General features: G+C 53.1%; 21 protein-coding genes. 4 read left to right on the top strand and 17 right to left on the bottom strand.

Annotated features, from left to right (window positions below):
* Positions 1–66: 66 nt before the first annotated feature.
* From GYMC10_RS04280 to GYMC10_RS04240, 8 genes are all read right to left on the bottom strand, one after another.
* Positions 67–303, bottom strand: a complete 237-nt coding sequence (locus GYMC10_RS04280) for a YneF family protein (RefSeq protein WP_009594912.1) — start codon at positions 301–303, stop codon at positions 67–69.
* Between the two features lie 137 nt (positions 304–440).
* Positions 441–2,285, bottom strand: coding sequence for a tRNA epoxyqueuosine(34) reductase QueG (queG, locus tag GYMC10_RS04275; protein ID WP_012819020.1), 1,845 nt, complete (start codon positions 2,283–2,285; stop codon positions 441–443).
* A gap of 41 nt (positions 2,286–2,326) precedes the next feature.
* The gene (lepB, locus tag GYMC10_RS04270; RefSeq protein ID WP_012819019.1) at positions 2,327–2,929 is read right to left on the bottom strand and encodes a signal peptidase I; all 603 of its coding nucleotides are present in this window, start codon (positions 2,927–2,929) and stop codon (positions 2,327–2,329) included.
* Between the two features lie 206 nt (positions 2,930–3,135).
* A complete protein-coding gene (locus GYMC10_RS04260) occupies positions 3,136–3,558 on the bottom strand; it encodes a GNAT family N-acetyltransferase (protein ID WP_012819018.1) in 423 nt (140 codons plus the stop codon).
* Between the two features lie 443 nt (positions 3,559–4,001).
* Positions 4,002–5,090 (bottom strand): efflux RND transporter periplasmic adaptor subunit, encoded by a 1,089-nt coding sequence (locus GYMC10_RS04255; RefSeq protein WP_009594868.1) that lies wholly within the window; start codon positions 5,088–5,090, stop codon positions 4,002–4,004.
* Positions 5,091–5,123: 33 nt separating this feature from the next.
* Entirely contained in the window at positions 5,124–6,401 is a 1,278-nt protein-coding gene (locus GYMC10_RS04250) for an ABC transporter permease (RefSeq protein WP_251501773.1), read from the bottom strand.
* Positions 6,402–6,469: 68 nt separating this feature from the next.
* Positions 6,470–7,237: an ABC transporter ATP-binding protein gene (locus GYMC10_RS04245; protein ID WP_012819016.1), complete on the bottom strand. Its 768-nt coding sequence runs from the start codon at positions 7,235–7,237 to the stop codon at positions 6,470–6,472.
* Positions 7,238–7,264: 27 nt separating this feature from the next.
* Entirely contained in the window at positions 7,265–9,832 is a 2,568-nt protein-coding gene (locus GYMC10_RS04240; protein ID WP_012819015.1) for a hypothetical protein, read from the bottom strand.
* A gap of 320 nt (positions 9,833–10,152) precedes the next feature.
* Here GYMC10_RS04240 and GYMC10_RS04235 point away from each other — a divergent pair, with 320 nt between their 5' ends.
* Positions 10,153–10,761: a superoxide dismutase gene (locus tag GYMC10_RS04235; RefSeq protein WP_012819014.1), complete on the top strand. Its 609-nt coding sequence runs from the start codon at positions 10,153–10,155 to the stop codon at positions 10,759–10,761.
* Between the two features lie 102 nt (positions 10,762–10,863).
* Here GYMC10_RS04235 and GYMC10_RS04230 read toward each other — a convergent pair whose 3' ends face one another.
* The 3 genes from GYMC10_RS04230 to acpS form a co-directional block, all read right to left on the bottom strand.
* Entirely contained in the window at positions 10,864–12,099 is a 1,236-nt protein-coding gene (locus GYMC10_RS04230) for an MFS transporter (RefSeq protein ID WP_012819013.1), read from the bottom strand.
* Positions 12,100–12,163: 64 nt separating this feature from the next.
* Positions 12,164–13,312 (bottom strand): A/G-specific adenine glycosylase, encoded by a 1,149-nt coding sequence (mutY, locus tag GYMC10_RS04225; protein ID WP_012819012.1) that lies wholly within the window; start codon positions 13,310–13,312, stop codon positions 12,164–12,166.
* Positions 13,313–13,732 (bottom strand): holo-ACP synthase, encoded by a 420-nt coding sequence (gene acpS, locus GYMC10_RS04220; RefSeq protein WP_012819011.1) that lies wholly within the window; start codon positions 13,730–13,732, stop codon positions 13,313–13,315. It lies immediately after the preceding gene.
* A gap of 199 nt (positions 13,733–13,931) precedes the next feature.
* On the opposite strand from acpS, the gene GYMC10_RS04215 reads away from it, so the two are divergent.
* On the top strand, positions 13,932–14,483 hold the full coding sequence (locus GYMC10_RS04215) for a dihydrofolate reductase family protein (RefSeq protein ID WP_012819010.1): 552 nt from the start codon (positions 13,932–13,934) through the stop codon (positions 14,481–14,483).
* A gap of 78 nt (positions 14,484–14,561) precedes the next feature.
* On the opposite strand, the gene nadE is transcribed toward GYMC10_RS04215, so the two are convergent.
* The 3 genes from nadE to GYMC10_RS04200 all read right to left on the bottom strand — a co-directional run bounded on the left by nadE (position 14,562) and on the right by GYMC10_RS04200 (position 17,969).
* Complete coding sequence (nadE, locus tag GYMC10_RS04210; RefSeq protein ID WP_009594931.1) at positions 14,562–15,371, bottom strand: ammonia-dependent NAD(+) synthetase; 810 nt, start codon at positions 15,369–15,371, stop codon at positions 14,562–14,564.
* Between the two features lie 113 nt (positions 15,372–15,484).
* Positions 15,485–15,919, bottom strand: coding sequence for a BrxA/BrxB family bacilliredoxin (locus tag GYMC10_RS04205; RefSeq protein WP_009594942.1), 435 nt, complete (start codon positions 15,917–15,919; stop codon positions 15,485–15,487).
* 325 nt (positions 15,920–16,244) lie between these two features.
* Complete coding sequence (locus tag GYMC10_RS04200; protein ID WP_012819009.1) at positions 16,245–17,969, bottom strand: two-component system sensor histidine kinase NtrB; 1,725 nt, start codon at positions 17,967–17,969, stop codon at positions 16,245–16,247.
* A gap of 210 nt (positions 17,970–18,179) precedes the next feature.
* Here GYMC10_RS04200 and GYMC10_RS04195 point away from each other — a divergent pair, with 210 nt between their 5' ends.
* The gene (locus tag GYMC10_RS04195; RefSeq protein ID WP_012819008.1) at positions 18,180–19,457 is read left to right on the top strand and encodes an NAD(P)/FAD-dependent oxidoreductase; all 1,278 of its coding nucleotides are present in this window, start codon (positions 18,180–18,182) and stop codon (positions 19,455–19,457) included.
* A gap of 50 nt (positions 19,458–19,507) precedes the next feature.
* Here GYMC10_RS04195 and GYMC10_RS04190 read toward each other — a convergent pair whose 3' ends face one another.
* Together GYMC10_RS04190 and GYMC10_RS04185 are read right to left on the bottom strand one after the other, a co-directional pair.
* The gene (locus GYMC10_RS04190; protein WP_012819007.1) at positions 19,508–20,773 is read right to left on the bottom strand and encodes an ABC transporter permease; all 1,266 of its coding nucleotides are present in this window, start codon (positions 20,771–20,773) and stop codon (positions 19,508–19,510) included.
* A 14-nt stretch (positions 20,774–20,787) separates the two neighbouring features.
* Complete coding sequence (locus tag GYMC10_RS04185) at positions 20,788–21,519, bottom strand: ABC transporter ATP-binding protein (RefSeq protein ID WP_012819006.1); 732 nt, start codon at positions 21,517–21,519, stop codon at positions 20,788–20,790.
* Positions 21,520–21,823: 304 nt separating this feature from the next.
* Between GYMC10_RS04185 and GYMC10_RS04180 the strand changes: the two genes are divergently transcribed.
* Positions 21,824–22,294 (top strand): MarR family winged helix-turn-helix transcriptional regulator, encoded by a 471-nt coding sequence (locus GYMC10_RS04180; protein ID WP_012819005.1) that lies wholly within the window; start codon positions 21,824–21,826, stop codon positions 22,292–22,294.
* Positions 22,295–22,368: 74 nt separating this feature from the next.
* Here the strand turns inward: GYMC10_RS04180 and GYMC10_RS04175 are convergent, their stop codons facing one another.
* Positions 22,369–23,388 carry an arabinogalactan endo-beta-1,4-galactanase gene (locus GYMC10_RS04175; RefSeq protein WP_410002337.1) on the bottom strand — a complete coding sequence of 340 codons (1,020 nt, stop codon included), beginning with the start codon at positions 23,386–23,388 and terminating at the stop codon, positions 22,369–22,371.
* Positions 23,389–23,655 lie beyond the last annotated feature (267 nt).

Genomic DNA, 23,655 nt, shown 5'->3' with positions numbered 1-23,655 from the left:
TAGCGGTCTTTTTAAATAGAAATGCCCCTCCGTCGTTCCATTTAGACGGGAGCGGGCTTTCTTGCATTATGATTTGCGTTTGCGGCCTTGCCCTTTGCCCGGCATAGGCTGATTTTTCATCATTTGCTGTGCACGCTGCATCTGCTTGCTGTTCATGTTATACCCCATTTGTTTTGCCATCTTCTGCAGCATTTGCGGATCGTTCTGCATCTTCTCCAATTGCTTGCGCAGATAGAATACGCCGATGAAGAATCCGCCGACCAGACCCACGATCAATGTAATAATCGGAATGACAATATCCATCACTTGACCACCTTCTACTAATATCTGCCATTTCATGGCGCATACACGAACCTATCATAGCATGTCCTTTTCGTCACAGCAAATGAAAATAACGGATGTTCCGCAGCAGGCAGTTCCGATGATTACGCCTTGGTCAACTACGACCCTTTACGGTCCGGCATGGCTCCTTCGATCGTCAACAAGGTGCGTTTGATTTCCGGGCCGCCGGCATAGCCGATCAACGCTCCGTCGGCTCCTACCACCCGGTGGCACGGCACGATGATCGGAACGGGGTTCTTATTGTTCGCTCCGCCCACGGCTCGAACCGCTTTCGGACGCCCGATGGATTCGGCTACATCCTTATAGGAGCAAACCGTTCCATAGGGAATGGATTTCAGCGCTTCCCATACCTGCAGTTGGAATGAGGTTCCGCGCATGTCCAGCTGTACGTCGAAAGCCTTCAGTTCTCCGGCAAAGTACTGCTTCAACTGCGTGATCGCAGGGGCTAGTCTGGCCTCGTCCCGTTGGTAGCCGCCGTTGCCGGCCCAAGTCCGCGACCACTGCTGGATGACCGCTTCCTTCACATAGAAGCTGCCAAATTCAATGAGACAAAGGCCCTTCTCCGTGGCGCAGACCGTCAACGGTCCGATCGGAGATTGAACTTCATCATAATACAGCATTTCCGGCCCTCCTTCAGGGATGGCCATCGGCTCGACCCCCTGAATGACAGGACCCTCCTGCTCCGGATTGCCCCCATTAGAGGAACCCGAAACCCCGGCGGATGAAACTTCGGCCGCGGCTTGCGCTTCGGCAGGCGCTTCATTTCCAGCCGGTTCAGGCTTTAGTTTATTCAAGGCTTGCTGCAGCATATCTCGTACTCGGGAATCCCCTTCTGATTTCATGCTTTTTTCTAAGTTGTTCAACGCTTCTTCGCCTCCAATACGGCCCAGAGCCCATGCAGCGGTTCCCCGCAGCTCCGGGCGCGGGTCCTTCAGCAGTACTTCGCTCAGCTTCGGTACGGCTGAAATATCTTTAAAATTGCCGAGCGCGATGACGGCATTGCGCTGAATCGGCTTACGGCCGCGCCAAGCGGCGGACGTATCTCCGAAGGCCTCCTTGAATTCCCGGTTGCTCATATCCAGAATGGGCAGGAGCAGCGGCTTGGCTTTTTCAGGATCGGGCTTGAAGTCCTCTTGATGAGTCCAGCTCTTGCCCCGGTTCTTCGGACAAACAATTTGACAGGTATCGCATCCATACAGCCGGTTGCCGATCTTGCGCATGGCTTCTTCGTCCAGAAATCCTTTGGTCTGGGTCAGAAAAGAAACGCAGCGCTGGGCATTCAGCTGCCCGGGACCGACAAGGGCGCCGGTTGGGCATGCATCGATGCATTTGGTGCACTCCCCGCAATCCTCGGTTACCGGCGAATCCGGCGGAAACGGGATATTGGTCACCATTTCGCCAAGGAATATCCAGGAGCCGAACTTCGGAGAGATGATGGCGCAGTTCTTGGCACTGAAACCGATGCCGGCACGCTGCGAGACGGCCCGGTCGACAAGCGCGCCGGTGTCCACCATGCTTTCAAGCTTTGCATCCGGCACGCGTTCCTTGATGTACGCCTCCAGGCGGCTCATCGCCTCCCGGAGCACATGGTGATAATCCCTTCCCCAAGCGGATCGCGCCATGATGCCCCTGTACTTGCCAGGCTCCGATTTCGGCGGGTTCTCCATCTTGGAGTGGTACGTTATCGCGATGGCGATCAGGGACTTCGGCTCGGTGTCGGGGAGTGCGGGAGTCACCCGCTTATCCAGATCCGACTCCTCGAACCCGGACTCATAACCCTTATCCCGATGGGATTGCAAAATCCCCTTCAGGGATTGGAACGGCTCCGCCGAGGCGAAGCCGATATCATCTATGCCGAGCTCGGGTGCAACGGCTTTTAGCTCCTGCTTGAGCTCCTCCCATACCGAAGGCGGAGGAGCGTACGAGCCGAGTGTGTAGGTCATTCTCCAGCGCCTCCTTTTCTGGGATGATGTTCTGTCTTAAGCTACAGCTTTTTGATCTCGGACAACGGCCAGAAAATAAATTCGGCCCTGCCCACGATGTCGCTTTCCTTCACGCTGCCGAACATGCGGCTGTCCTTGCTCTTTCCGAGGTGGCGGTTATCCCCCATAACAAAATACCTTCCCTCTTCCAGGGTAACGGGCTCGAAGCCAGGATCCTCGATCGGGACATCGGTATACCCTTCCTCTTGGGCCACGCCGTTCACGTACAGCTTCTGATCCTTTACCTCAATGGTATCCCCGGGTACGCCGACGACACGCTTAACAAGAAACTCCTTCTTGTCCGGTCCGTCGCTCGGATCCTTAAGCACAATGACGTCGCCGTGGCTCGGTTCCGAAAAGCGATAGACCACTTTATTAATAAAGAGCCGCTCCGATGCCACCAGCGTCGGCTGCATGGATTCGCCCTTAACCATAGACAGGTTAAACACAAACATATTTAGAAGCACCATAATAACAAATGCAATCGCAATCGTCTTTACCCAATCCCACAGCTCGGCGGCCCAGCCGTTCTTCTTGACCGGTTGATTCTGAGGCCCGTTGTTCTCGCCATGCTCAGTTGAATCCGGAGGAATCACTTGTCCCATGCTACACCTACTTTACTTCGATTTCACCTTCGAGCATCGAGGGCGGCACCTTCAAAAACAGGTACATTAATAGAAAAGCATATCTCCCACCCATTTGCAACGGCTGAAAGATATGCTTCATATCGAAAAAATGTCGTTTCTTATCTCTGTCGAAGCTTAAGGCCGCCGTTTTGCGCTGCTCGTATGTACCGCTGTAGTCGCTGCAACTATTGACCAAGGATACTGAGCTTCTGGAACGACCGCAGGATTTGGCTGGCACCGTATCCCATGGCTTCATAAAATGGCATGGCTGCGGCGTTGTGCTCATCTCCGGCTACCATGATCCGACTGACTTTCCGTGATTGAAAACGCTGTTCCATCGCTGATATCAAGGCTTTGCCAATCCCTTTCCTGCGATAGTCGGGATGAATGGCGATGCGGTAATAACAACCATGATTGCGTTCGATCGTACCGATTAAGGCACCAACGATTTCACCGTTTTCTTCTGCCACCATAATCAGATCGGAGTCCCAAGCGAGCTGCCTGGAGAAAGGCTCCATCGTGTTTTCGTAGCATTCTTCCGATAAAGCAATCTGTAATAGCTCGGTTACGGGGTTACAGTCACTCAACTGAAAGGAACGAACATGCATTTCAAAATCTCCCTTTTCGTTAGCATGATGCGGTTTACCCGGTTTACAAAGATCTAGTATTCCGTTAACGCAAACCTGACATTTAAGTTTACTACAAAAAACCCGAAAATCCTGTTTCCTTGTCCATTAAACCACATCTTTCTCGTAAATTCACGAGTTTTCTTCTGAAAGCGCTTTATATGAAGCGTTTTCATTAATTTTGATGGATAAAATTCCATATTTTTGTTGAATAATCGATTCGTTTCCTGCCGTTAAACCATTAGCTCACGGTAAAATGAACCCCATTAATTACCAATGAGTTTACATCATTGTCTCCATGTATTTTTGAAATCCACCGGGCTACCTTTCCTGTGGCGACACATGCTGTAATGGAACTTGATGTAAAAAAACAGCGCCCCCCGGCCATGTGCCTTTGGAGGAACGCTGCTTTCGTACATCCATGTTTACTGAAGAACGACGGTATCTCCCGCTTTCAGCCCTGACAAAACCTCGATTTTATCAAGCGTCTGCATCCCCGTCTCAATATCCTGCCGCTCGATCTGGCCGCCTCCCTTGTCCACCATGACATAAGAGCTATCTCCCTCCGTCATGACGGCCAGCTTGGGAACCACAACCGCCTTGTTCTTCCGTTTGGTCACGATCTCTCCGTTCAGCGTCAATCCGCCGATCAAGCGATCATTCTTCGGCAGCGAGATGATGACCTTGAACTGCGGCGTCTGGGACGTCTGCTTCTCCTGAGCCGTCGCCTCGGCGAATTTGGCCACTTCCAGCACCTTGCCCTTTAGCTTCAAATCCTTGATGGACGGCAGCTTGACCTCTACCGCCATGTCCGGCTGAATGCTGAAGATGTCGTTTTCCCCGACGTATGCCACTAACCGCAGGGAATCCAGGTCGACGATTTTGCCGATATACTGGTTGGCCGTCACCGATTGCGGCCGCTGCTGGGTCGGGTCGAACAGGAACAGGCCTGCTGCCGGAGATACGTATGTCGATTGCCTCAGCCTGTCGTTCAAATCGGCAAGCGTCTGACGTTCAATATCGTTGTTCACCTCGTCCAGCTGACTGCTCAGCCGCGCATTTTCCTGGTCTGCCAGCATTTTCAGGCGCTCCGCCTCCGTTGCGCCTACAGGCGCGTTGTCGAGATCCTGATTCAGCGTAAACTCCTTCAGCTCCTGCTCCAGCTTCCGCTTCTGCAGCTCCGCCTCCTTCTGCTGGAGCTGCTGGCGAATCGCCTTTTGCTCCAATTTGAAAAGGGCGTCGCCTTTTTTGATCTGCTGGCCGTTCTCGACGTTCCAGGACTCCACCTTCGCCTCAAAAGGCGCGTATACGTTCGTTTCCTTTCCGTATTCGGACGTTCCCTTGACCTGCACGGTCGATAGAATCGTTTCCTCGGTTACGGGGAATGAGATGACCTGCGGCTCTTCCATCATGGGAATCTCAGGTTCCTTGGGTTTCACCTGCCCATATCCCCAATACCCCACCAGACCCAGCACAGCAGCGATAACCGTCCATTTTATGATTTTTTTTATCATACCGATTTAGCTTCCTTTCCGAAACTCATGATCCTAATCCCGCTTGATGGCCAGCAGCGCATTCGTTCTTGCTGCGCTGATCGCCGGGTAAATCCCCGAGAAGATGCCCGTCATTACGGCGAAGGCAATGCCGATCGGCAGCGTCTCCGCCGTCACGGCGATTTGCAGTCCCGACATGCCTGCCGAAGCCATGATGAATGAATTCAGCCCTTTGATGATCAAATACGCGAATACGATGCCGAGCAAGCCGCCAAGCAAACCAAGCAGGCTGGCTTCCACGATGAACATGTTCCGGATTTGCGGCATATTCGCTCCCAGAACCTTCATGATGCCGATTTGCCGGCGGCGCTGATGCGTCGACATCGTCATGGCGACGATGATCGAAATCGAGGCCAGCAACAGGATAAATACGCCTACGCCGAGAGCGATCGCCTTGAAGGTATCCAATTGGGAAGCAACCTGATCCCGCATGGCCAGATTGTCGCTCGCATTCAGCGCAAGCTTGGAGATCAGGTCCTCGAGCGGTTTAATATATTGCAGATCCTCCACTTTGACCGTTAGATTATCGTAAATCCGCTGTTTCGAAGCTGGCCCTTTTTGCAGATTCAAGCTGTCCGTCAGCCAATCTGCCGTGTCAAAGGATATGTAGGCCTGACGGTCATAGAATGCAAACTGGGCATCCCGCCCCTTGGGCACATCCAGCACGCCCCCGACGTAGAGCTGCGGGCTGAGCAATTTCTTGTCGTTGTCCATCTGCTCCAGCTGAACGTTCTTTCCGATCATTTCCGAAACGGTGCTCTCATACTTCTGGAACTCTTCCCATAGCTGCGGATTGTTGGGATCGGAATTCATCATATTGTTCAATCTTTCGCTCGTCTCCGCGTCCTTCCATCCGGTTGTCGCTCCGTAATTCAGTACCACGGCACCGATCTGCTCCAGCGGGCCGCCTTCCTTGAACCGGTTCCCCTGCTCTTTAAGCTTGGACAGGTCCACGGCCACGACGTTGATGCCTTCATGGATCAGGTTGTCGGACGATATGGTCCGGAAATAACCGAGCTGCTTGGTGGCTACAACGGATTTGACGTGATTGAAGCCCTGAATGACCTGAACCTTATCATCCGTAAGCAATCCCCGTTCTCCTCCCGCCGATTGGCCGCCGCCTTCCCCGGGCCCGCCCGTGCTCTGCGGAGTCACCGTAATTTCGTCAAGTTTCATGCCGCCTATGATTTCCGTCTCCAAATAACTCTGGGCGCCGTTGCCAATGCTGATCGCTACGATAATAGCCGCACATCCGATCGAGATGCCGGTCATGCACAGGGCCGTTACCACTTTACGGCGTTTGATCTGTCCCCATGCCAGCCGTATGCTGTCTAAAAATCTCAGCTGACCTCACCTGCCTCCTCCGAATGAACCGGAACCCCGGACAGGGGCGAAGGGGCGCTCGGCCCCCGCTGCCCTCCCGTGGAAGTCGCGTAGTTCTCCGGCTGAACCAAATAACCGTCTCGGAGCATAATCGTTTTTTTCATTTGGGCGGCGACTTCCATCTCATGGGTAACGATGACAAACGTCGTTTTCATGGACTCGTTCAGCGACATCATGATTCGGATAATTTCCTCTTCCGTTTTGGTGTCCAGGTTGCCCGTCGGCTCGTCCGCAAAAATGACGGAAGGCTCGGTAATTAACGAGCGGGCAATACTGACGCGCTGCTGCTGTCCGCCGGACAGCTGGGACGGGTACAGCGAAGCCTTATCGCCGATCCCCGTCATCTCCAGAAGCTCCATCGCTTTCTTGCGGCGCTTGGACGGAGAAACGGATTGAAAAACAAGCGGAAGCTCAACGTTCTCCCGGACCGTAAGTGTCGGAATCAATTCGTAAGCCTGAAAAATAAATCCGATATGCTTGCGCCGAAAAACGGCAAGCTTGTTTTCCCCGTATTTGACGATATCCTGATCCGCAATATAAATATGGCCTTCGGTCGGTTTCATCAGCCCGGCCATCAGGTTGAGCAGCGTGGACTTGCCCGATCCGGAGCTGCCGAGCAGCGCAATCATCTCGCCCTTCTGGACTTCGAACTGGATGTTATGAAGCACCTTTAACACTTCGTTGCCGTTCTTAAAGCTGTGCGATACATTTTCCAAACGCAGCATGTTCGCTATTCCTTTCCGGTTCTTAGTCTATCTCTCCTCGTTCGGGTCCAGAAGGGGCTGGAACGTCAGGTTGTAGCTCTGGCTGCCCAGCGTAATCCGCTCGTTCTGGAATTCGTCCACAAGGGTCAAGTTAAACCAGCCGCCGCGGAGCTTTTTGTACTGCTCGTCCGTCAGCTCCATCGATATCGACCGGGTGCCCGGCACTTGGATATCGGTGCCTGGCGTAAGCGTCCGCTCCTGTGTTTGTCCGAGGCTGTCCTTGATGATGAGTATCAGCTTGCGGCCGGAATCCGCGGCCGCAATGCTCTCGCTTCGTTTCACATCCAACGTGGCATTAAGCGATATGGTGGAACTGCCCTCCTGTAAATGTCCAGCCGCTTTCGTGACCGAAACGCTGTAAGGATACCAATCGAGCTGCGTCAGGCCGGAGCTTGCCGCAGGTCTGGCCGGATTCAGCATCAATTTTTTCACGCCCAGTACACCCGTAGCGTCCTTGCCCGTTTCCGCAAGCTTGCCTCCGGACATCGCCGTGCCGAGGGCCAGGCCCAATTCGCTGGCAGCCCCTTTCGGCACTCGGGCCCAAAAGACGATCGACTGCCTGGATCCCGGCTGAAGGGCCGCTTCCGGCTGAATGGTCTCCGCTTCATAAATCCTGCCGTCCGTGCTTTGGAAGTACCCCTTCAGCACTGCGGCTTGAACGCGGCGCTGTTCATTGCTGGTCAGCACGAACTCCGAATAGACGATGTCGGAGTCTGCTCCTTCATAGATGACCGTCCGCCGTTCTTGTGCCTCCGCACGTTTACCCGCAGCCGTGACCGTATAGGGCTTCCCTTTCTCTAGAACGCCGATCGATTGCATCATCCCGGACGTGGTCATGGTCAGGAACGACGTTTTGACCGCCTCCTGCTGCGTAAACAGCTCGAAACGGAGCGAACGGATATCCTTCGTATACGGGATCCGCGCCATGACGTACACCTCGGTTGATGCCCCCGGCGCAATCAGGGAGCCCTGCTCCTCGGCGATGACCTCCGGGCCGGCCAAGCCTGTTTTTTCATCCGCCGTGACGTTCGCTTTAAGCTCAGGCAGCGGCAGCGATTTGGATTCCTGGGTATTCCGCAGCCGCAGCTTCGCCACGATCAGGTCCTGGTCCTGCCACGGCAGGCGCTGGATGGATTCCAGCGTATACGCAAATCCTTTGGCCGACTGCGCGCCGTATTCCACGCCGATGGATGACTTGCGTTCCGTTTGGTATGGGATGGCAAAGTATGCAATCGGCAGGGTCAACGGCTCCTGAACCTCGGAGGTCGGCTCGCTGCCCGACTCACCCGGATTCGCGGGCGGTTTGGATGCGCCGGCCGTGCCTGATGCCCCGATCATTTGCAGCTTCAGCCGGTCCTGCTTGAGATCAAGCGGAAGCGTGATCTCCATCACCATCGTTTTCTCTTCCCCGGGGCGGAGCGTCAAACCCGTTTTGCCGTCCGGCGTATAAGGATGGAAGGAGCCTTCGGACGCTTTAATCGCGAACTCGTAGGCCGGAACCTCCACCGATTTTTTTCCTTTGTTCTTGAAGGCCATCTCGATGGTCCATATGCCCTGTCCGCCGGAGGCACGCAGCGAAGACTGGCGGATTCTGGCATCGACCGGAATCCCCCGGATGGTCAATTTCTTGGCTTCGCCCGCCTTGACGTCCCACTTCGGAGCTGTTGCCGCCGGCAGCTTGAATGAGGCGACAGGCAGGGACAGCTTCAGCGTGTCATCGTTTTCGGTCCATAAGAAACGCAGGCCGGCCGTCTTCAGGTAAGAGGGAACTTCCGTTATGTAGTAAACCAGTTTCTTTTCTTTCGGCTGGACAGGCACCCCCTCCGCCTCCGCCTCATGACGCAGAGGGAACGAATTGCCGCTTGCCGTTACCAAATGCGGCTCGAATCCCCGATCGTTCCATACCTTGCCGCCATGGTTGGTCATATACATCCCGACTTTGGCGATGACTTTGCCGTCGTACTTGATGATCTCCAGCGATTCCGCCTGTACGGTAACCGGCGTTCCGCCCAGCTTCAGCTTGGTGCTTGAGCCCGTTGGGACGGCAGCGGAATAATTGGCGGGCATTCTGTACGTTCCGACGCGCTGCAGGTAGCCTTTGACCTGCGGATTCCATACGTCCATGACCAGCTTCATGCCGGCCAAAGAGCTGCTGTCGGTCTTTGCATAGTAGGTGACGCTCACGCTTTGCCCGGGCTCTACCTTCTTCTTGGCCAGGTCCTTGGAAATGGGATTGGCCGCGCTCACGGAACCGCCGGGAAGGACCACCTTGGGAAAATAAGATACCAGGCGCGCCGCGCTCTTGCCCCCATTTTTATAAGTCAGGGTAAATACCGCCGCATGCGACCCGTTTTGCTGCCATACGTCGGCATGGTCGAGCTTCGCCGTGACGTTGCTGCCCAGCTTCACGCTCCAGGCCAAATTTGCATTTTTCTGCGCGGCCGACTTCGCGATTTGCGATGTCTCCGTCTTAGATGCAGCAGCTTCCACTTGCGGTGCCGCAGCCAGAATCGCAGCCATCAAAATGGCCGTCACTCTGAACTTTGTACTATTCATGTTACGACTCCTTTCTACCTCGATCTATCCCTTTCATGCTCCATCTATAAGTACAGATTTCTTCAAGGCTATATATATAACGACAACTTTCCCAGGAAAGTTTTTCATCATTTTCCATTGCGGCGAAACAACATTCTTTAGTCCTTAAATCGGCTCTCGCGGACTTTTCAAACATAAAAGTTGATTTAATCACCCAAAACGGTTTAATATATGTAGTGTAGCCGGATTACATATTCCATTGCTCCGGGATGATAAAGACTTCCTGATGAAGGAAGGCCTTTCATCATAACCAAAAACTAAATTTACAGGAGGTTTTTACTATGGCATTTCAATTACCAGCACTTCCTTACGCAAACGACGCGCTCGAGCCTCACATCGACGCACAAACGATGGAGATCCACCATGATCGCCACCATAATACCTACGTAACCAACCTGAACGCTGCTCTTGAGAACGCTCCTGAGCTTCAAGGCAAATCCCTTGAGGATCTGATCGGCAACCTTGATGCTGTACCGGAAAGCATCCGCACAGCGGTTCGCAACAACGGCGGCGGCCATGCTAACCACTCCCTGTTCTGGGAAGTGATCGGACCAAACGGCGGCGGACAACCAACCGGCGCTTTGGCTGATGCCATCAACAGCGAGCTGGGCGGCTTCGATAAATTCAAGGAAGATTTCGCTAAAGCGGCTACAACTCGCTTCGGCAGCGGCTGGGCTTGGCTCGTTGTTAAAGACGGCAAACTGGCAGTAACCAGCACCGCTAACCAAGACAGCCCGATCATGGAAGGTCAAACTCCTCTCCTCGGCCTGGACGTTTGGGAGCATGCTTACTACCTGAAATATCAAAACAAACGCCCGGATTACATCTCCGCATTCTGGAATGTAGTCAACTGGGAAGAAGTCGGCAAACGTTACGACAACGCGAAGTAATAACGCCTGACTAAAACCGATCTCATATCACCAAAAAGGCTGCTTTCCGCTGTAGACCCTGTCTACCGCGAAAGCAGCCTTTTCATATTCATTTTATTCCTCCTACGCATCGTTTGCCGCTGCTGCAGGGCCGGACTCATAATAGCGCGCTTTGGACGGAGAGTAGATGACCGCCAGCAGCATGACAGAGGACAGAACCGCTGCGCCTGCCCCGATCAGGCATACGGCCTGCAGCGACCAGGCATCGGCGGCAAAACCGAGCAGGAGCGTGAAGAGAATCTGCAGCATCCCTTCCAGCAGTCGGGTCACGCTCGTAAAGCGTCCCATGAGATCAACGGGTACCTGGTTTTGAAAAAAGGTGGTATAGCCCGCGTTGGCATACGAAGAGAAGAAACCAAACACGATAAAACCGATTACGGCCGTCATGAGGCCCGATGCCGCATAGAAGATCATATAGCCGATGCTCGACAGGAGCATCCCTGCACCGATAAACATACGCAGCGACAGCCGTTTAACGGATAAAGACGCAGCCATCGAGCCTGCCAGATACCCTGCTCCCGCAACGCTGACAAGCAATCCGTAATCCTCGTCGCCGAGGAGCAGCACCTGCTTAATGAACGTGGCCTCCTGGGAATCAAGCGCAAAACCGAGCAGCGCGGCGGATTGAAACAGCACGTATACGAGCATAAAATACTTCGCGGCCTTTCCGAAATCGATCACCGCGGCCCAGTCCCGCAGCAGCATTCTCATCGTCATGGCCTCCCGCTTGCTGTCTGCCGCCTCCTCTCCATCCACATCGGGAAGGAAGTAGATGACAAGCGCACAGATCAGGAAGGATACCGCATTGATGACGATGCTGACTCGAATATCCGTGTAGGCGATCAACAGGCCGGATAAGGCGGGTCCAAGCAGCACCGCGCCGGAAGTCGTAAAGCTGGACCATGCGTTGAACCGCTTTCGTTCCTCTGCCGGAATCAGCTTCGTTACGAACGTCATGGACGTAGGCCCAAAGAAAGAGCCCGCCACGTTAATCAGAAACATGATGCCATAGATGCCCCACACCGAGGACATGAAGGGAATCAGGGCGATCAAGGCCCCTCGGATCACATCGGTGATCATCATAAGCCTGCGCTTGTTCGCCCTGTCGATGATGCTGCCCGCCCAGGAGTTGGTCAACAGAGTAGCGAGCGGCCGGATGATGAACAATCCGGCCACTGCCGCGGGAGACCCCGTCATGTGGAGCACGAGCAAATTGATGGCAACCAGATAGATCCAGTTCCCGAGATTGGAGATCCCGATGCCAAAAATGTACAACAACGCATTCTTCCAACTATGCAAAAGCTTCACGACTCCTTACAAACCTCTTCTGCATTACATCCTAATGAAAAAGGCAAAAGCGGCTTCAAGATGAGAAATAGGCATTCAGAATCCGGATGAATACATTGGGAAATGCGTAACGCTCCATATCCTGAACGTGAATCCACCGGAAATTCTCTTCGCCCGTCTCATATGCAGCCGCGCTTTCCGCTGCTTGCAGGGCTGCCGGCGGCACATCCTGCCACTTACAGCGGTATACGCCCATATTCCATTGAATATGGCTAAAGGTATGCTCCGCGTCCATCACATGGCCGATCGGCTGGACCGGTACCCCTTCCTCCAGCAAGGCATCGCGCAAGCGGACCATCGCTGTCTCCTCGGGCATTGCGGCCGGTACGCTGCTCCGATCGGCCGGTACGATCACATGCGGCAGCTCCCACATACCGGCCAATAAACCGGCGGCTGGACGCTTGCGGATCAGGATCTTGCCTTCGTGCACGCCGGTACCCTCTACAATCGCGGTAAGACGGTATTCAGGACGCGGCGGCTTGGCCTTCGTTTTAATAGGAAGCGATTCCTCTTTGCCCTCCAGCCTGGCCGAACAATGCTCCATGACCGGACATACCAGGCATTTGGGCGACTTCGGCGTACAGATCAAGGCCCCCAGCTCCATCAGCGCCTGGGTGAAATCCGAGGCCCGTCCATCCGGTACCAGCGTCAGCACCAGATCCTCCATCTTGGTACGGGTTTTCACTTTCATGATATCTTCCTCGATCAAAAAATAACGGGAAAGCACGCGCATCACGTTGCCGTCCACGGCCGCGGCCGGAATGTTGAACGCGATGCTGCGAATGGCGCCCGAAGTATAGGGACCTATCCCTTTCAGACCCGACACTTCATCTTTGCCGCTGGGCATCACGCCATCGTACTGCTCCGTCACTTGTCTAGCGGCAGCCTGAAGGTTGCGTGCGCGGGAATAATAGCCCAGACCTTCCCAGCATTTCAATACATCGTCCTCCGGCGCGTCCGCAAGCGATTGGATCGTCGGAAACCGCTCGATAAACCGATGGAAATACGGAATCACCGTGTCTACCCGGGTCTGCTGCAGCATAATTTCAGATACCCATATATAATAAGGATCGCGATGCCTGCGCCATGGCAGATCCCGTTTATTGATTTCATACCAATCCAGCAGCTCTTGGCTGAAGTATCGTTTGTGTTCCGTGTTATGCATCTATTCGTAATCTCCTTCGTCTTCCTTACTTGATCTCTCCACCACGGCGAAAGCGGAAGCCAGCGTGGCCTGATGGGAAATCGTCAAATGAATCGCATAATGGGCGGGGCCCCCCAAGCCCAGACGGTCCCAGGCTTCCTTGGACAGACTGGCTTCCGGCCTGCCGAGAGCACCCGGCATTACTTCCATGTCATGGAATCCGATCAGGCGGCCGATTCCGCAGCCAAATGCCTTGGATATCGCCTCCTTGGCAGCAAAACGCCCGGCAACAAACTCCGTCCGTCTTGCCCCCTTCTTAGCGGCAACGGCCTGCTCTTGCTGCGTAAGCACGCGCTGAATGAACTTCTCTCCATGCGGGCCTGTCATCAACGTCTCCATTCGCTTCATATCCAGCACATCATGCCCGATTCCGTAGATCACAATCGTCTGCTCCCCTTCGTTGATCCAGTCTTCCTGTTCCAAAAAAATAAACACGCTCCTACTTATTGTAGCAGTCGATGTCCGCCAACGCGAGACTACGGTGTTACAACAGGATGAAATTAAATATATTTGTTGTATTTCAAATTTTATCCATATAGACTGAACAGAACAGCATATAAAACGAAGGAGGAATCATCTTGTGGGTACATTAATTTATCACGTTGCCGTTTCGCTTGACTATTTTATCGCAGATCAAGCTATGATGGAGGGGAGAATCGATCAGACCCTTTTTTTATTCGATGGTGAACATGTTCCGGACTTCGTGGCTGAAATCCAGGACTATGAGGCGGTCCTCATGGGCGGTAAAACGTATGCGTTTGGTTTTAAGATGGGGGCTAAGCCAGGGGAGCCAGGTTACCAAGGTCTTAAGCATTATATATTCTCACGTTCGTTAGAATTCGAATCCAACGATGAGGTTGAATTGATCAAGGAGGACGCCATCCCCTTCATCCGTCATCTCAAAGAGCAAACAGTCGGCAAGCTGTGGCTGTGCGGCGGCGGAGAATTGGCAGGAAGCCTGCTCCAGCATAAACTCATCGATCAGCTGGTTTTGAAAATTAATCCAGTGATGGTTGGTGACGGTGTTCCGTTATTCGGCAGTGTCAAACCCAGGCTGAAGCTCGATTTGATCGATATGAAGCAATATGCCAACGGCGTTCTCAAACCGACCTACAACATCATATATACCTAGTCTCTCATAAAAAATATAAAGCCTTCCGGGGGATGGATGATCCTCCGAAAGGCTTGTTGCGCTTGGGATATGGTTATGTTAGATGCCTGGAATCGTATTGCGCTTGTGCGCCGTTTTGACGTAATAGCTCTCAAGCTTCTGCTGAACCTCGGGATTGATCGTTTTGCCTTCCAGATAGTCGCTGTTATCATCATAGCTGATTCCGAGCTCTTTCTCGTCCGTTTGTCCTTCCCAAAGTCCGGCAGAAGGCGCTTTGTCAAGAATCGATTGCGGTACCCCCAAATAGGATGCAAGCATGCGAACCTGACGCTTGTTGAGGGAACTCAGCGGCGTAATGTCCACTGCGCCGTCCCCCCACTTGGTATAGAAGCCGGTAATCGCCTCGGATGCATGGTCCGTGCCGACAACAATCAAATTCTGCTCGAATGCCAGCGCATATTGTACCACCATACGCACTCTGGCCTTCACGTTGCCTTTGCCGGGGATACTCATATGTTGATGGACGCCGATATTCTTCAGGCCATGCTCTACTTCCAAAGCAACCTCGTTCACCGCCTCCTCGATATTGGTCTCGACGGTATATTTCAAATCGAAGGCCTTCGCCGTTGCGTAGCTGTCGGAAATATCGGCCTGTTCGCCGTATGGCTGGAACACCCCGAGCGTCTTGTATTCCTTGCCGTTCTCCTCCGTGAGCTCGTCTGTAGCCCGCTTGCACAGGCCGGCGGCCACGGCCGAATCGATCCCGCCGCTAATGGCGATCAGCAGTCCGGAAGTGCCGGAGTTCTTCACGTAGTTTTTCAGGAAATCCACGCGCTTGCGTACCTCTTCCTCCACGTTAATCGTAGGTTTGACACCGAGTTCAGCGATAATTTGTTCTTGCAGGCTCATGATAGATGACTCCTTTCAGTATGTTCTCTCTAACTTAAGTACTTCATTCATACAACAAAAGCCCCGCGGCTTCGGAATATGCCGAATGCTTCGGGGCCTATGTAACTGCCGAATTACTGGCAGTAGCGATTGAATGCGTCGGTCAAATCTGCGGCGATTTCCTCGGCGGAACGGTTCTCCACTTGATGACGCTCAATAAAGTGTACCAATTCCCCATCCTTCAGCAGCGCAATCGATGGGGAGGATGGAGGATACGGAGCAAAATACTCACGGGCTTTCGCCGTTGCTTCCTTATCCTGTCCGGCGAACACGGTATACAAATGATCCGGCTTCACCTGGTTCTCAAGCGCAATGGCTACACCAGGACGTGCTTGCCCTGCTGCGCATCCGCATACGGAGTTTACAACGACCAGCGTTGTGCCTTTCGCCTCCGGAAGCACTTCTTCCACCTCTTCAGGTGTTGTGAGCTCCTTGATTCCCAAACTGGTCAGTTCATCCCGCATCGGTTGAACCATATCGCGCATATATCGGTCAAAAGACATACCCATAACTGCTTCACTCCTTATATAAACAAGATTGTTCGAATTATAACAGCTCATCGATATCTATATTATACAATCCTAAAGAGTGAAAGCAAGAAAATACAAAACGAGCAGCATCACAAAATGGGATACCGCCCGTCTTCTTGCTTCATTTTCATCATACTAGGTAGCAGGATAGTTTACCCCGTCCTTTTTCTTGTCAACGATGGGCTCGCCACGGCGATCTTTGTTTTCACGCTCCTGCCGCTCCTGTTGCTTGGAATCGTTCTTACTCATCCGAATCCCTCCTTTACCCTGAGCTCTGCCTTATGATGCGTAATTAACAGACCGTTTATTCGGAAGCGGCAGCGCTCTGGGATTCCGGCAGGCCGTGCGGGTACGAGCGGACAGGAAAAGAAATGATGAACACCGTGCCCTCACCTAGGTGCGATTTTACGTCTATCGTTCCATGATGACGCTGTACAATGCTCATGCACAGGGCGAGTCCAAGCCCCGTCCCCTTGCTCTTCGTGGTAAAGAAAGGTTCAAACAAGCGCTCCAGCTCATTCTCCGGTATGCCGATTCCGGTATCCGCCACATACAACTGGGCGAGGTTCCCTTCCAGCCGGGTTTCGATCGTCAACGTCCCCTTGTCATCCATGGCCTCCATCCCATTGCGGCACAAGTTCAGAATGAGCTGCTTCATTTCCTTGGCATTCAGATACAGTTCGGGAATGCCGGTTCCCAGTTTCAGCTCGATGTTCTGTCCGCGCAAATTGGCGTCCGCCCACAAGAGCGGGCTGAGCTCATGGATAATGTCATGAAGGTGGCACTCTTCTTTCTCGGCTGCCCGGTTCTGGGCCAGGGACAAAAAGTCGCTGATGATGCCATTGGCCCGATCGAGCTCTTCCATGACGATCCGGTAATAATGATCCAGCGTATCCGGACTCTTCTCTTTCATAAGCTGCAGGAATCCGCGCACGACAGCCATCGGGTTGCGAATCTCGTGGGTGATGCTTGCCGCCATTTGGCCGACCAAGCTTAACCGTTCTACATTAATAAATTCCGTGCGGAGCTTCTCAAGCTCCGTAATGTCTTCCATGATGCCTACCGCACCCATGATGTCGCCGTTCCCATTATGTATAAGCGGATAAATGCCGGTAGAATACACTCTAGTAGCGCTGCGCATAATTTCCCCGGTGCTTTCGACACCGTTTATGGCTCTCTGAAATCGGCTGCGTAGATGTTCCTTTTGAATCATGCCCTCCAACAAGTCGAACAACGGCCTGCCGATGACATCCTTGGTGGTCAGATTGGGAAACACGCTTCGAAAGCTGCGGATAAGCGGTTGATTAAAGGCGATGATATTGCCGCTGCGATCCACCGCAACCATCCCTAAAGGAATCATCTCCATCATTTTCGTTAATGAAGCAATCTCTCCGTCCTTCACGTCGTACTGGCCCGAAGCCAGACGCCCAGAGGTTAATTCGATCCAATACACGATCACTCCCGAATAAAAAATGCCGATCAGCATATACAGAATGGTCACCAGAATCGTGTCCGGATTCAGATCGTCATTCCTAGCCTTTCCTTCCATCGCGTGGCAGGCTACAATAATCAGCATAGCCGGAACGAGCGCGCTCCAGAGCCAATAAATCTTTTCGGTCATGGAGCCTTTCTTGAAATTGGAGGATACCCTAGGTAATAGCGAGTATCCCAAGACAAGCAAATTCAGAACGAGGCCGGTCGTTGACCAGCCGTTAATCAGCCCATGGCTTGTGAAATAAATTACTGCAAGACATAGCCCTGAACTCCTGCTTCCATATAATATGCCTAAAAATAACGGGATCACGCCAAGATGGATCGGAACGTAATAATCGCTCATTGCAGAAATCAAGACGCACAATACGGTGCTGATTCCGCTGGCAATGACAATATGCTTGCGAAATCGAAGCAGATCATCCGGGTTCTTCTTGTTCAGGCACTTTAGATGTCTGTCGAGGAGAAGCGGCAGATGAAAGATGAGTGTACCAGACAGCAAAACTTGCAGCAAAATATCTTTCCATAGGCTCAGCACAGTGATCCATCACCTCAATTGGACAACGCATCTAATATTTCTGATTAAAGCACAGGCGACATCATATTACAATATCTTGTAAATTCCTGCAGCGGCGACGGAGTCCCACGTCTTATGTCCTATTCATGAGGTTTGGGATAATTCGCGAATATCCTATATAATAAGATCCATCTATTAATTGATATACCCCCAAAGGAGCTATGAGCAAACATGCTTGATTATGATATTATCGTCGTAGGAGGCGGACCTTCCGGATTGATGTCCTGCGTGGCTGCAGGGGAAAGAGGAGCTTCTGTCCTCTTGATCGACAAAGGGGACAAGCTAGGCCGTAAGCTTGGCATCTCGGGCGGCGGAAGATGCAATGTCACGAATGCCAAAGAACAGGATGAATTGATTGCCAACATTCCGGGGAACGGACGCTTTTTATACAGCGCTTTTCAGCATTGGAACAACAGGGACATCATGACCTTCTTCGAGGGTCTTGGCATTCGGCTGAAGGAGGAAGACAACGGGCGCATGTTCCCTGTTACGGACAAAGCCTCCAGCGTGGTGAATGCCCTGATTGGCAAAGTGAAGGAGCTCGGTACCGATATCCGGACGAATAGCCCGGTGAACCGCGTTCTCTATGAGAACGGCCGGACGGCCGGGGTCGAGCTGAAATCCGGGGAAGTGATCCACTCTTCCTGCGTGATCATTGCTACCGGCGGGCAATCCGTGCCCCAGACCGGTTCGACGGGAGACGGTTATCCATGGGCTGAAGCCGCAGGCCATACGATAACGGAGCTGTATCCGACCGAGGTGCCTATCGTGTCTACCGAGCCTTTTATTGCCTCTAAAGAGCTGCAGGGCTTGTCACTGCGGGAGGTGGAGCTGTCCGTCTGGAATCCGAAAGGAAAAAAAGTGATTGCCCACCGGGGAGATATGCTGTTTACCCATTTCGGGGTGTCCGGACCGATCGCGCTTCGCTGCAGTCAGTTCATCCGCCAGGTGCAGCGGAAATTCGATGTCGTCAACGTGGACATGGCCATCGACATGTTCCCCGAGCGCTCTCAAACGGAGCTTGCGGCCGAGCTCAAAGGGCGATTGGAGGAGGAGCCGCGAAAGAGCATCAAGAACGTGCTTAAGGGCATGCTGCCGGAGCGGATGATCCCGCTGCTGTTATCCAAATCGTCCATCGATAGCGACATGATCTGCAGCGGCATATCCAAAGCCGCGCAGGAAAACCTGGCCTCCGTTCTTAAAAAGTTTACGTTCCGCGCTTCAGGCACCCGTTCGCTGAAGGAGGCCTTCGTGACGGGCGGCGGCGTCAGCCTCAAGGAAATCCAGCCCAAAAGCATGGAATCGAAGCTGATGCCCGGCCTCTTCTTCTGTGGCGAGATTATGGATATACATGGATACACCGGCGGCTACAACATCACGGCCGCCTTTGCGACCGGATATACGGCAGGCAAGCATGCCGCCGAGTCCTTATCGCACATAGCCGATTAAAAAAGCGCGCCGGAATGCCCTATAGATGGGAGCATTCCGGCGCGCTTTGATTATTCCTGAGGTTGGCGTTTCTCCTCCTTGTATACCGGCCAAGACATGAGCGATGGCGCGACCATGAGAGCAAGCACGGTCAATGCAAGCACGGCGAGCCATCCCATTACGCCCTGAAAAAGCGTTAACCCTGCCACGAGCGAATAAAGAAATGCGGGAACGGCGAGCAAAGCTCGTACCGCAACAATGCCGGCGGCTCGATGCTGCTGATTCGTAAACGGAAGCACATGCATGAATTCGGCTTTGGCAAACAACGCCCATCTTGTGTTCAGCCAATACGACATCATCAAGACAAGGGCAACATAAACGATGATTTTGATGATCAGCGGCGGGAGCCAGATGGCCGGGATGCCGACCAGCGTAATCTGAACGTACAATAACAGGCTCTCAGGTTGGCGCAAAATCGCTTTAAGCCCCGCATCGGCTAGCCTTTTCTCCGCCGTGCCTTTAAACAATCGGCCGGACTTCCGCATAAACCAGGTTTTGCTTCGTATGCTGGGCGGTTTCCCGACGGCTTGAACCAGCAGCTTCTCCGTCAGCTGCACCCGAGTCTTTGCATCTTCGCGCGCATCGGCCAGGAAGGTCCCCTGCATGGCCAGACGTTTTCGGCTGAGAAAAAAAAGCAGTATGAGCAGAAGCAAAACCGCCGCCCATATCACAACATAGGACTGAAGCCAAAACGTAACAAGCAGCGTCAGCAGTCCGAATGATAGCCAGCGTACAACATACGTCATCAGATGCTTCCGCCAGCCTTTATAACGGGAACGAATCATGGCCGTCCATAGATTGGCGCACCAGGCGCAAACGACTGTAACTGCCAGCAATGTCATAAGGGCAGTTCCGGTAATTTCATGTTCCCTGACGAGAATCGGCAGCGCAAGCACCGAGATGATCAATCCCTTGATCGTTGAAACCGCATGACTGTACGCCATGCCTCCGATCATTAATCCCTTCATCCATTCCCGCTGCTGGCGAAGAAACAACGTGTCGGCCTCTTCAAAGAATAGCAGCACTCTGCCGGAAAACATGAAGAGCAGGATCCCTACCACCGCTTGCAGCGGCAGGAATTGTACCCATCCGGGAAGCGGGCTCGTCCATAACTCGCGGTATAACCCGCCTCCCAAGAGAAGGCCGGGGACAATAATGTAGAGCATCACGACCCAGTCGACCACGGTCGCCAGATTGTCGCGCTGATTCTTCCAATGAGCGGTCACCCTTCGCCATAAAAGGGAGCCCGGATGTCTGAAGTGATGTGATCGTTCCATATCCATCATCCCCCTCATGTCAGCGCATCGAAGCAGTCAAACAACGATGCGCCGGGAAGTTCAGCGGACTGCCGGATTTGGTCCAGCGTGCCCTCCGAGGCAATCCGCCCTCCGGATATGAGCACAAATCGATCGCAAATTTTCTCCGCGGTGTCCAGCACATGGGTAGACATCAATACACCTGCGCCACGGCGCCTCTCCTCGAGCAGCAAATTCAGGAAGTCGCGGGTTGCCCGGGGATCCAAACCGATAAACGGCTCGTCTACGATATAAACGTCGGGTTTGGAGAGAAAGCCGATCATCAGCATCATCTTCTGCTTCATTCCTTTGGAGAAGCCTCCCGGCAGTTCATGGCGTACCGACTCCATGCCGAACTGCCGAAGCAGCTGGGCGGCCTGCTCCTCAAAATGCTGATCGTCCATTCCAAAAGCAGCAGCTGCCAGATCCAAATGCTCCCACAGCGTCAAGTCCTCGTAAAACACGGGCTGCTCGGGAACGTAAGCATATCGCGGAGGACTGCCCGCAATATAGACGTCGGCCTTGCTATCTTTAAGAAGCCCCAGCACCGTCTTAATGGTCGTGCTTTTCCCCGCTCCGTTCGGTCCGATCAAACCCAGAAGCTCGCCGGGCACCACTTGAAACGATATATCCCGTATGCGCGGGCGGCTTGGTTCGTATCCTGCCTCCTGAATATCCACCTTCAGCACCGGTTCAGGCCCAAGTCCATTCTCTTGAATCTTATGCATCCTAACACCCCATCCGTTGTCTCTATTCCCAGTATTACGCATCAGGGCAAGGATTAGTTGCATTTAGCGAAACATTCTTGCATTATATCGTAGTCGTTTCAGGGACCCTTCCCATTTGAATTTCATTATAGGATCGGCGCACGGAGGGCGTATCGGGCTGGAGGCATCGTGGCTGCCGGAGCCGGAGGATGGAAAATGTTTCGTCCGCATTGTGACAAATCACATGTTGCATTTGTACATTTCAGCGTAATCTTAGATTTGAAGTAATTCAGGACATGAGTCCATACCAAAGGCGGGAGAATGTATGAAGGTGTCACATGAACGCGATACACAGCTTGCGATGCACCTGTATCGGGTGTTTGCCAAGTCATTCAAGAGCGTCAACGAACATGTCGTGAATGGCAGTAAAATCGAAGGCTTTAATCCAACCTCTTTTGCCGTAATGGAAGTACTGTTCTATAAAGGCCGCCAGCCCATCCAGCAGATCGGGGCACAGCTGCTCCTGCAGAGCGGAAACGTCACTTACGTGGTCGATAAGCTGGTTGAAAAAGGCTACGTGCGCCGCAGACCCTGCCCCGAGGACAGACGAGTGATCTATGCCGAGCTGACTCCATCCGGAGAGCAATTGATGCAGAAGCTGTACCCGCTGCATGAACAACACATCCAGCATGCCTTGGGAGGATTGGACGAGGAAGAGAAGCGCCAGCTGATCGGACTGCTGGGCAAAATGGGAAAACATGCGGAACAGGTGCAGATCGTGCGCCAGCAGGGCTGAAAAAACACAGAGAAGAACCCTTCCTCCTTCTCGGAAACAGGGTTCTTCTTGCTCAATATACCGGTTAGAAACGCTCAGTCTTTAAAGCCTTCCAAGGCAATGGTCGGCTTCCCGTCCGCCTGCCAGGCTCCCTTGTTGTATCCCGCATTGTATCCCGGCGTAGCTTCAGGCTCCCAGTAGAACACGCCCAGCCCGGTACCTCCCGCTAAGCCTCTCACCTTGGTCTTGATGCTCTGGACAAAGCTCTTGGCTGCCGCCGGCTGATTGTAATCCATGCCAATTTCGCTGATCATGATGCTTTTTCCATATCTGGCGGTCATGTCTTTGGCATTGGCTATCGTCTGATCGACCTTCGATGACCAATCGCCCGCTTCCGGGTACAGCGACATGCCGATAATATCGAAGTTCGCGCCGTTGCTGATCAAGCCGCCAATATTCCACTTGAACAATTCATTGTCGTAGCCATTCGATAAATGAACGATCGTCTTGGCCTGGCCGCTGACGGACTTCACCGCGTTATGCCCCGTATTGACGAGCCATGCGTAATTCTTCATGTTCGCTGAGGCCTTGCCGTCCTCCCACAGCATTCCGTTGTTGGTTTCGTTGCCGACCTGTACCCAATCCGGAGTCACGCCTTTGTTCTTCATGGTGTTCATCACATAGACGGTATGGGAATAGACCGCATCCATCAGCTGCTGAAAAGTAAAATTACGCCAAGCATAGGGCTTGTTCTGCTGTCCCGGATCCGCCCAGGAATCGCTGTAATGCAGCGTAAGCATAATGCTCATGCCTTTATTCTTGGCACGCTGGGCCAGCTCGGCGGCTTTTTCCGCATTCAGATAACCGTTCATGTAATCATTCATGTTGGGATTGACCCAGACACGGATCCTTGCCGAATTGATCTGGTAATCGTTCTTCAGAATGTCCAGAATATCGCGCTGAACCCCTGTCTTGTCCTTCCACTTATACCCTTGAGCTTCCATACCGGGAACCCAGCTGATGTCCGCACCTTTTGCAAAGGCAGGCGCCGCCTCGGCGGCGTCGTTACCCGAAAAGCCAAACGTTAACGCAAGCATCGACATGCAAAGAAACATTCTGAACCAAACTCCTTTCGCGACTCCAGTCATTACGATACCTCCTTGGTTTTTCGTTCACTGCGCAAGTGACACCCCTATTGTAAGCGTTTTCCAAATGGGGCCACAGGGCATAATGCCAACATTTCCGGTCCTTTTCCAAGCAAAATGAACCCGGGCGCAAGGGCCCGAAATGTCAGATCCGGTGCGGAAAGGACGATCACATGGAATAGGCAAATGAGCGGCGCGGTGCATGATGAAGGGACAGGCATCACGAAGGCACCTGTC

It is taken from the genome of Paenibacillus sp. Y412MC10 (genome assembly GCF_000024685.1).
Taxonomy (GTDB): Bacteria; Bacillota; Bacilli; order Paenibacillales; family Paenibacillaceae; genus Paenibacillus_AQ; species Paenibacillus_AQ lautus_A.
Note: the sequence above shows the minus strand (reverse complement) of the source record. Positions and strands in the feature narration are given on the sequence as shown.

Coding starts and splice junctions, on each gene's coding strand:
- GYMC10_RS04280 (WP_009594912.1), bottom strand. CDS start 303: ATGGATATTGTCATTCCGATTATTACATTGATCGTGGGTCTGGTCGGC.
- queG (WP_012819020.1), bottom strand. CDS start 2,285: ATGACCTACACACTCGGCTCGTACGCTCCTCCGCCTTCGGTATGGGAG.
- lepB (WP_012819019.1), bottom strand. CDS start 2,929: ATGGGACAAGTGATTCCTCCGGATTCAACTGAGCATGGCGAGAACAAC.
- GYMC10_RS04260 (WP_012819018.1), bottom strand. CDS start 3,558: ATGCATGTTCGTTCCTTTCAGTTGAGTGACTGTAACCCCGTAACCGAG.
- GYMC10_RS04255 (WP_009594868.1), bottom strand. CDS start 5,090: ATGATAAAAAAAATCATAAAATGGACGGTTATCGCTGCTGTGCTGGGT.
- GYMC10_RS04250 (WP_251501773.1), bottom strand. CDS start 6,401: ATGACCGGCATCTCGATCGGATGTGCGGCTATTATCGTAGCGATCAGC.
- GYMC10_RS04245 (WP_012819016.1), bottom strand. CDS start 7,237: ATGCTGCGTTTGGAAAATGTATCGCACAGCTTTAAGAACGGCAACGAA.
- GYMC10_RS04240 (WP_012819015.1), bottom strand. CDS start 9,832: ATGAATAGTACAAAGTTCAGAGTGACGGCCATTTTGATGGCTGCGATT.
- GYMC10_RS04235 (WP_012819014.1), top strand. CDS start 10,153: ATGGCATTTCAATTACCAGCACTTCCTTACGCAAACGACGCGCTCGAG.
- mutY (WP_012819012.1), bottom strand. CDS start 13,312: ATGCATAACACGGAACACAAACGATACTTCAGCCAAGAGCTGCTGGAT.
- nadE (WP_009594931.1), bottom strand. CDS start 15,371: ATGAGCCTGCAAGAACAAATTATCGCTGAACTCGGTGTCAAACCTACG.
- GYMC10_RS04205 (WP_009594942.1), bottom strand. CDS start 15,919: ATGGGTATGTCTTTTGACCGATATATGCGCGATATGGTTCAACCGATG.
- GYMC10_RS04195 (WP_012819008.1), top strand. CDS start 18,180: ATGCTTGATTATGATATTATCGTCGTAGGAGGCGGACCTTCCGGATTG.
- GYMC10_RS04190 (WP_012819007.1), bottom strand. CDS start 20,773: ATGGAACGATCACATCACTTCAGACATCCGGGCTCCCTTTTATGGCGA.
- GYMC10_RS04185 (WP_012819006.1), bottom strand. CDS start 21,519: ATGCATAAGATTCAAGAGAATGGACTTGGGCCTGAACCGGTGCTGAAG.
- GYMC10_RS04180 (WP_012819005.1), top strand. CDS start 21,824: ATGAAGGTGTCACATGAACGCGATACACAGCTTGCGATGCACCTGTAT.
- GYMC10_RS04175 (WP_410002337.1), bottom strand. CDS start 23,388: ATGTTTCTTTGCATGTCGATGCTTGCGTTAACGTTTGGCTTTTCGGGT.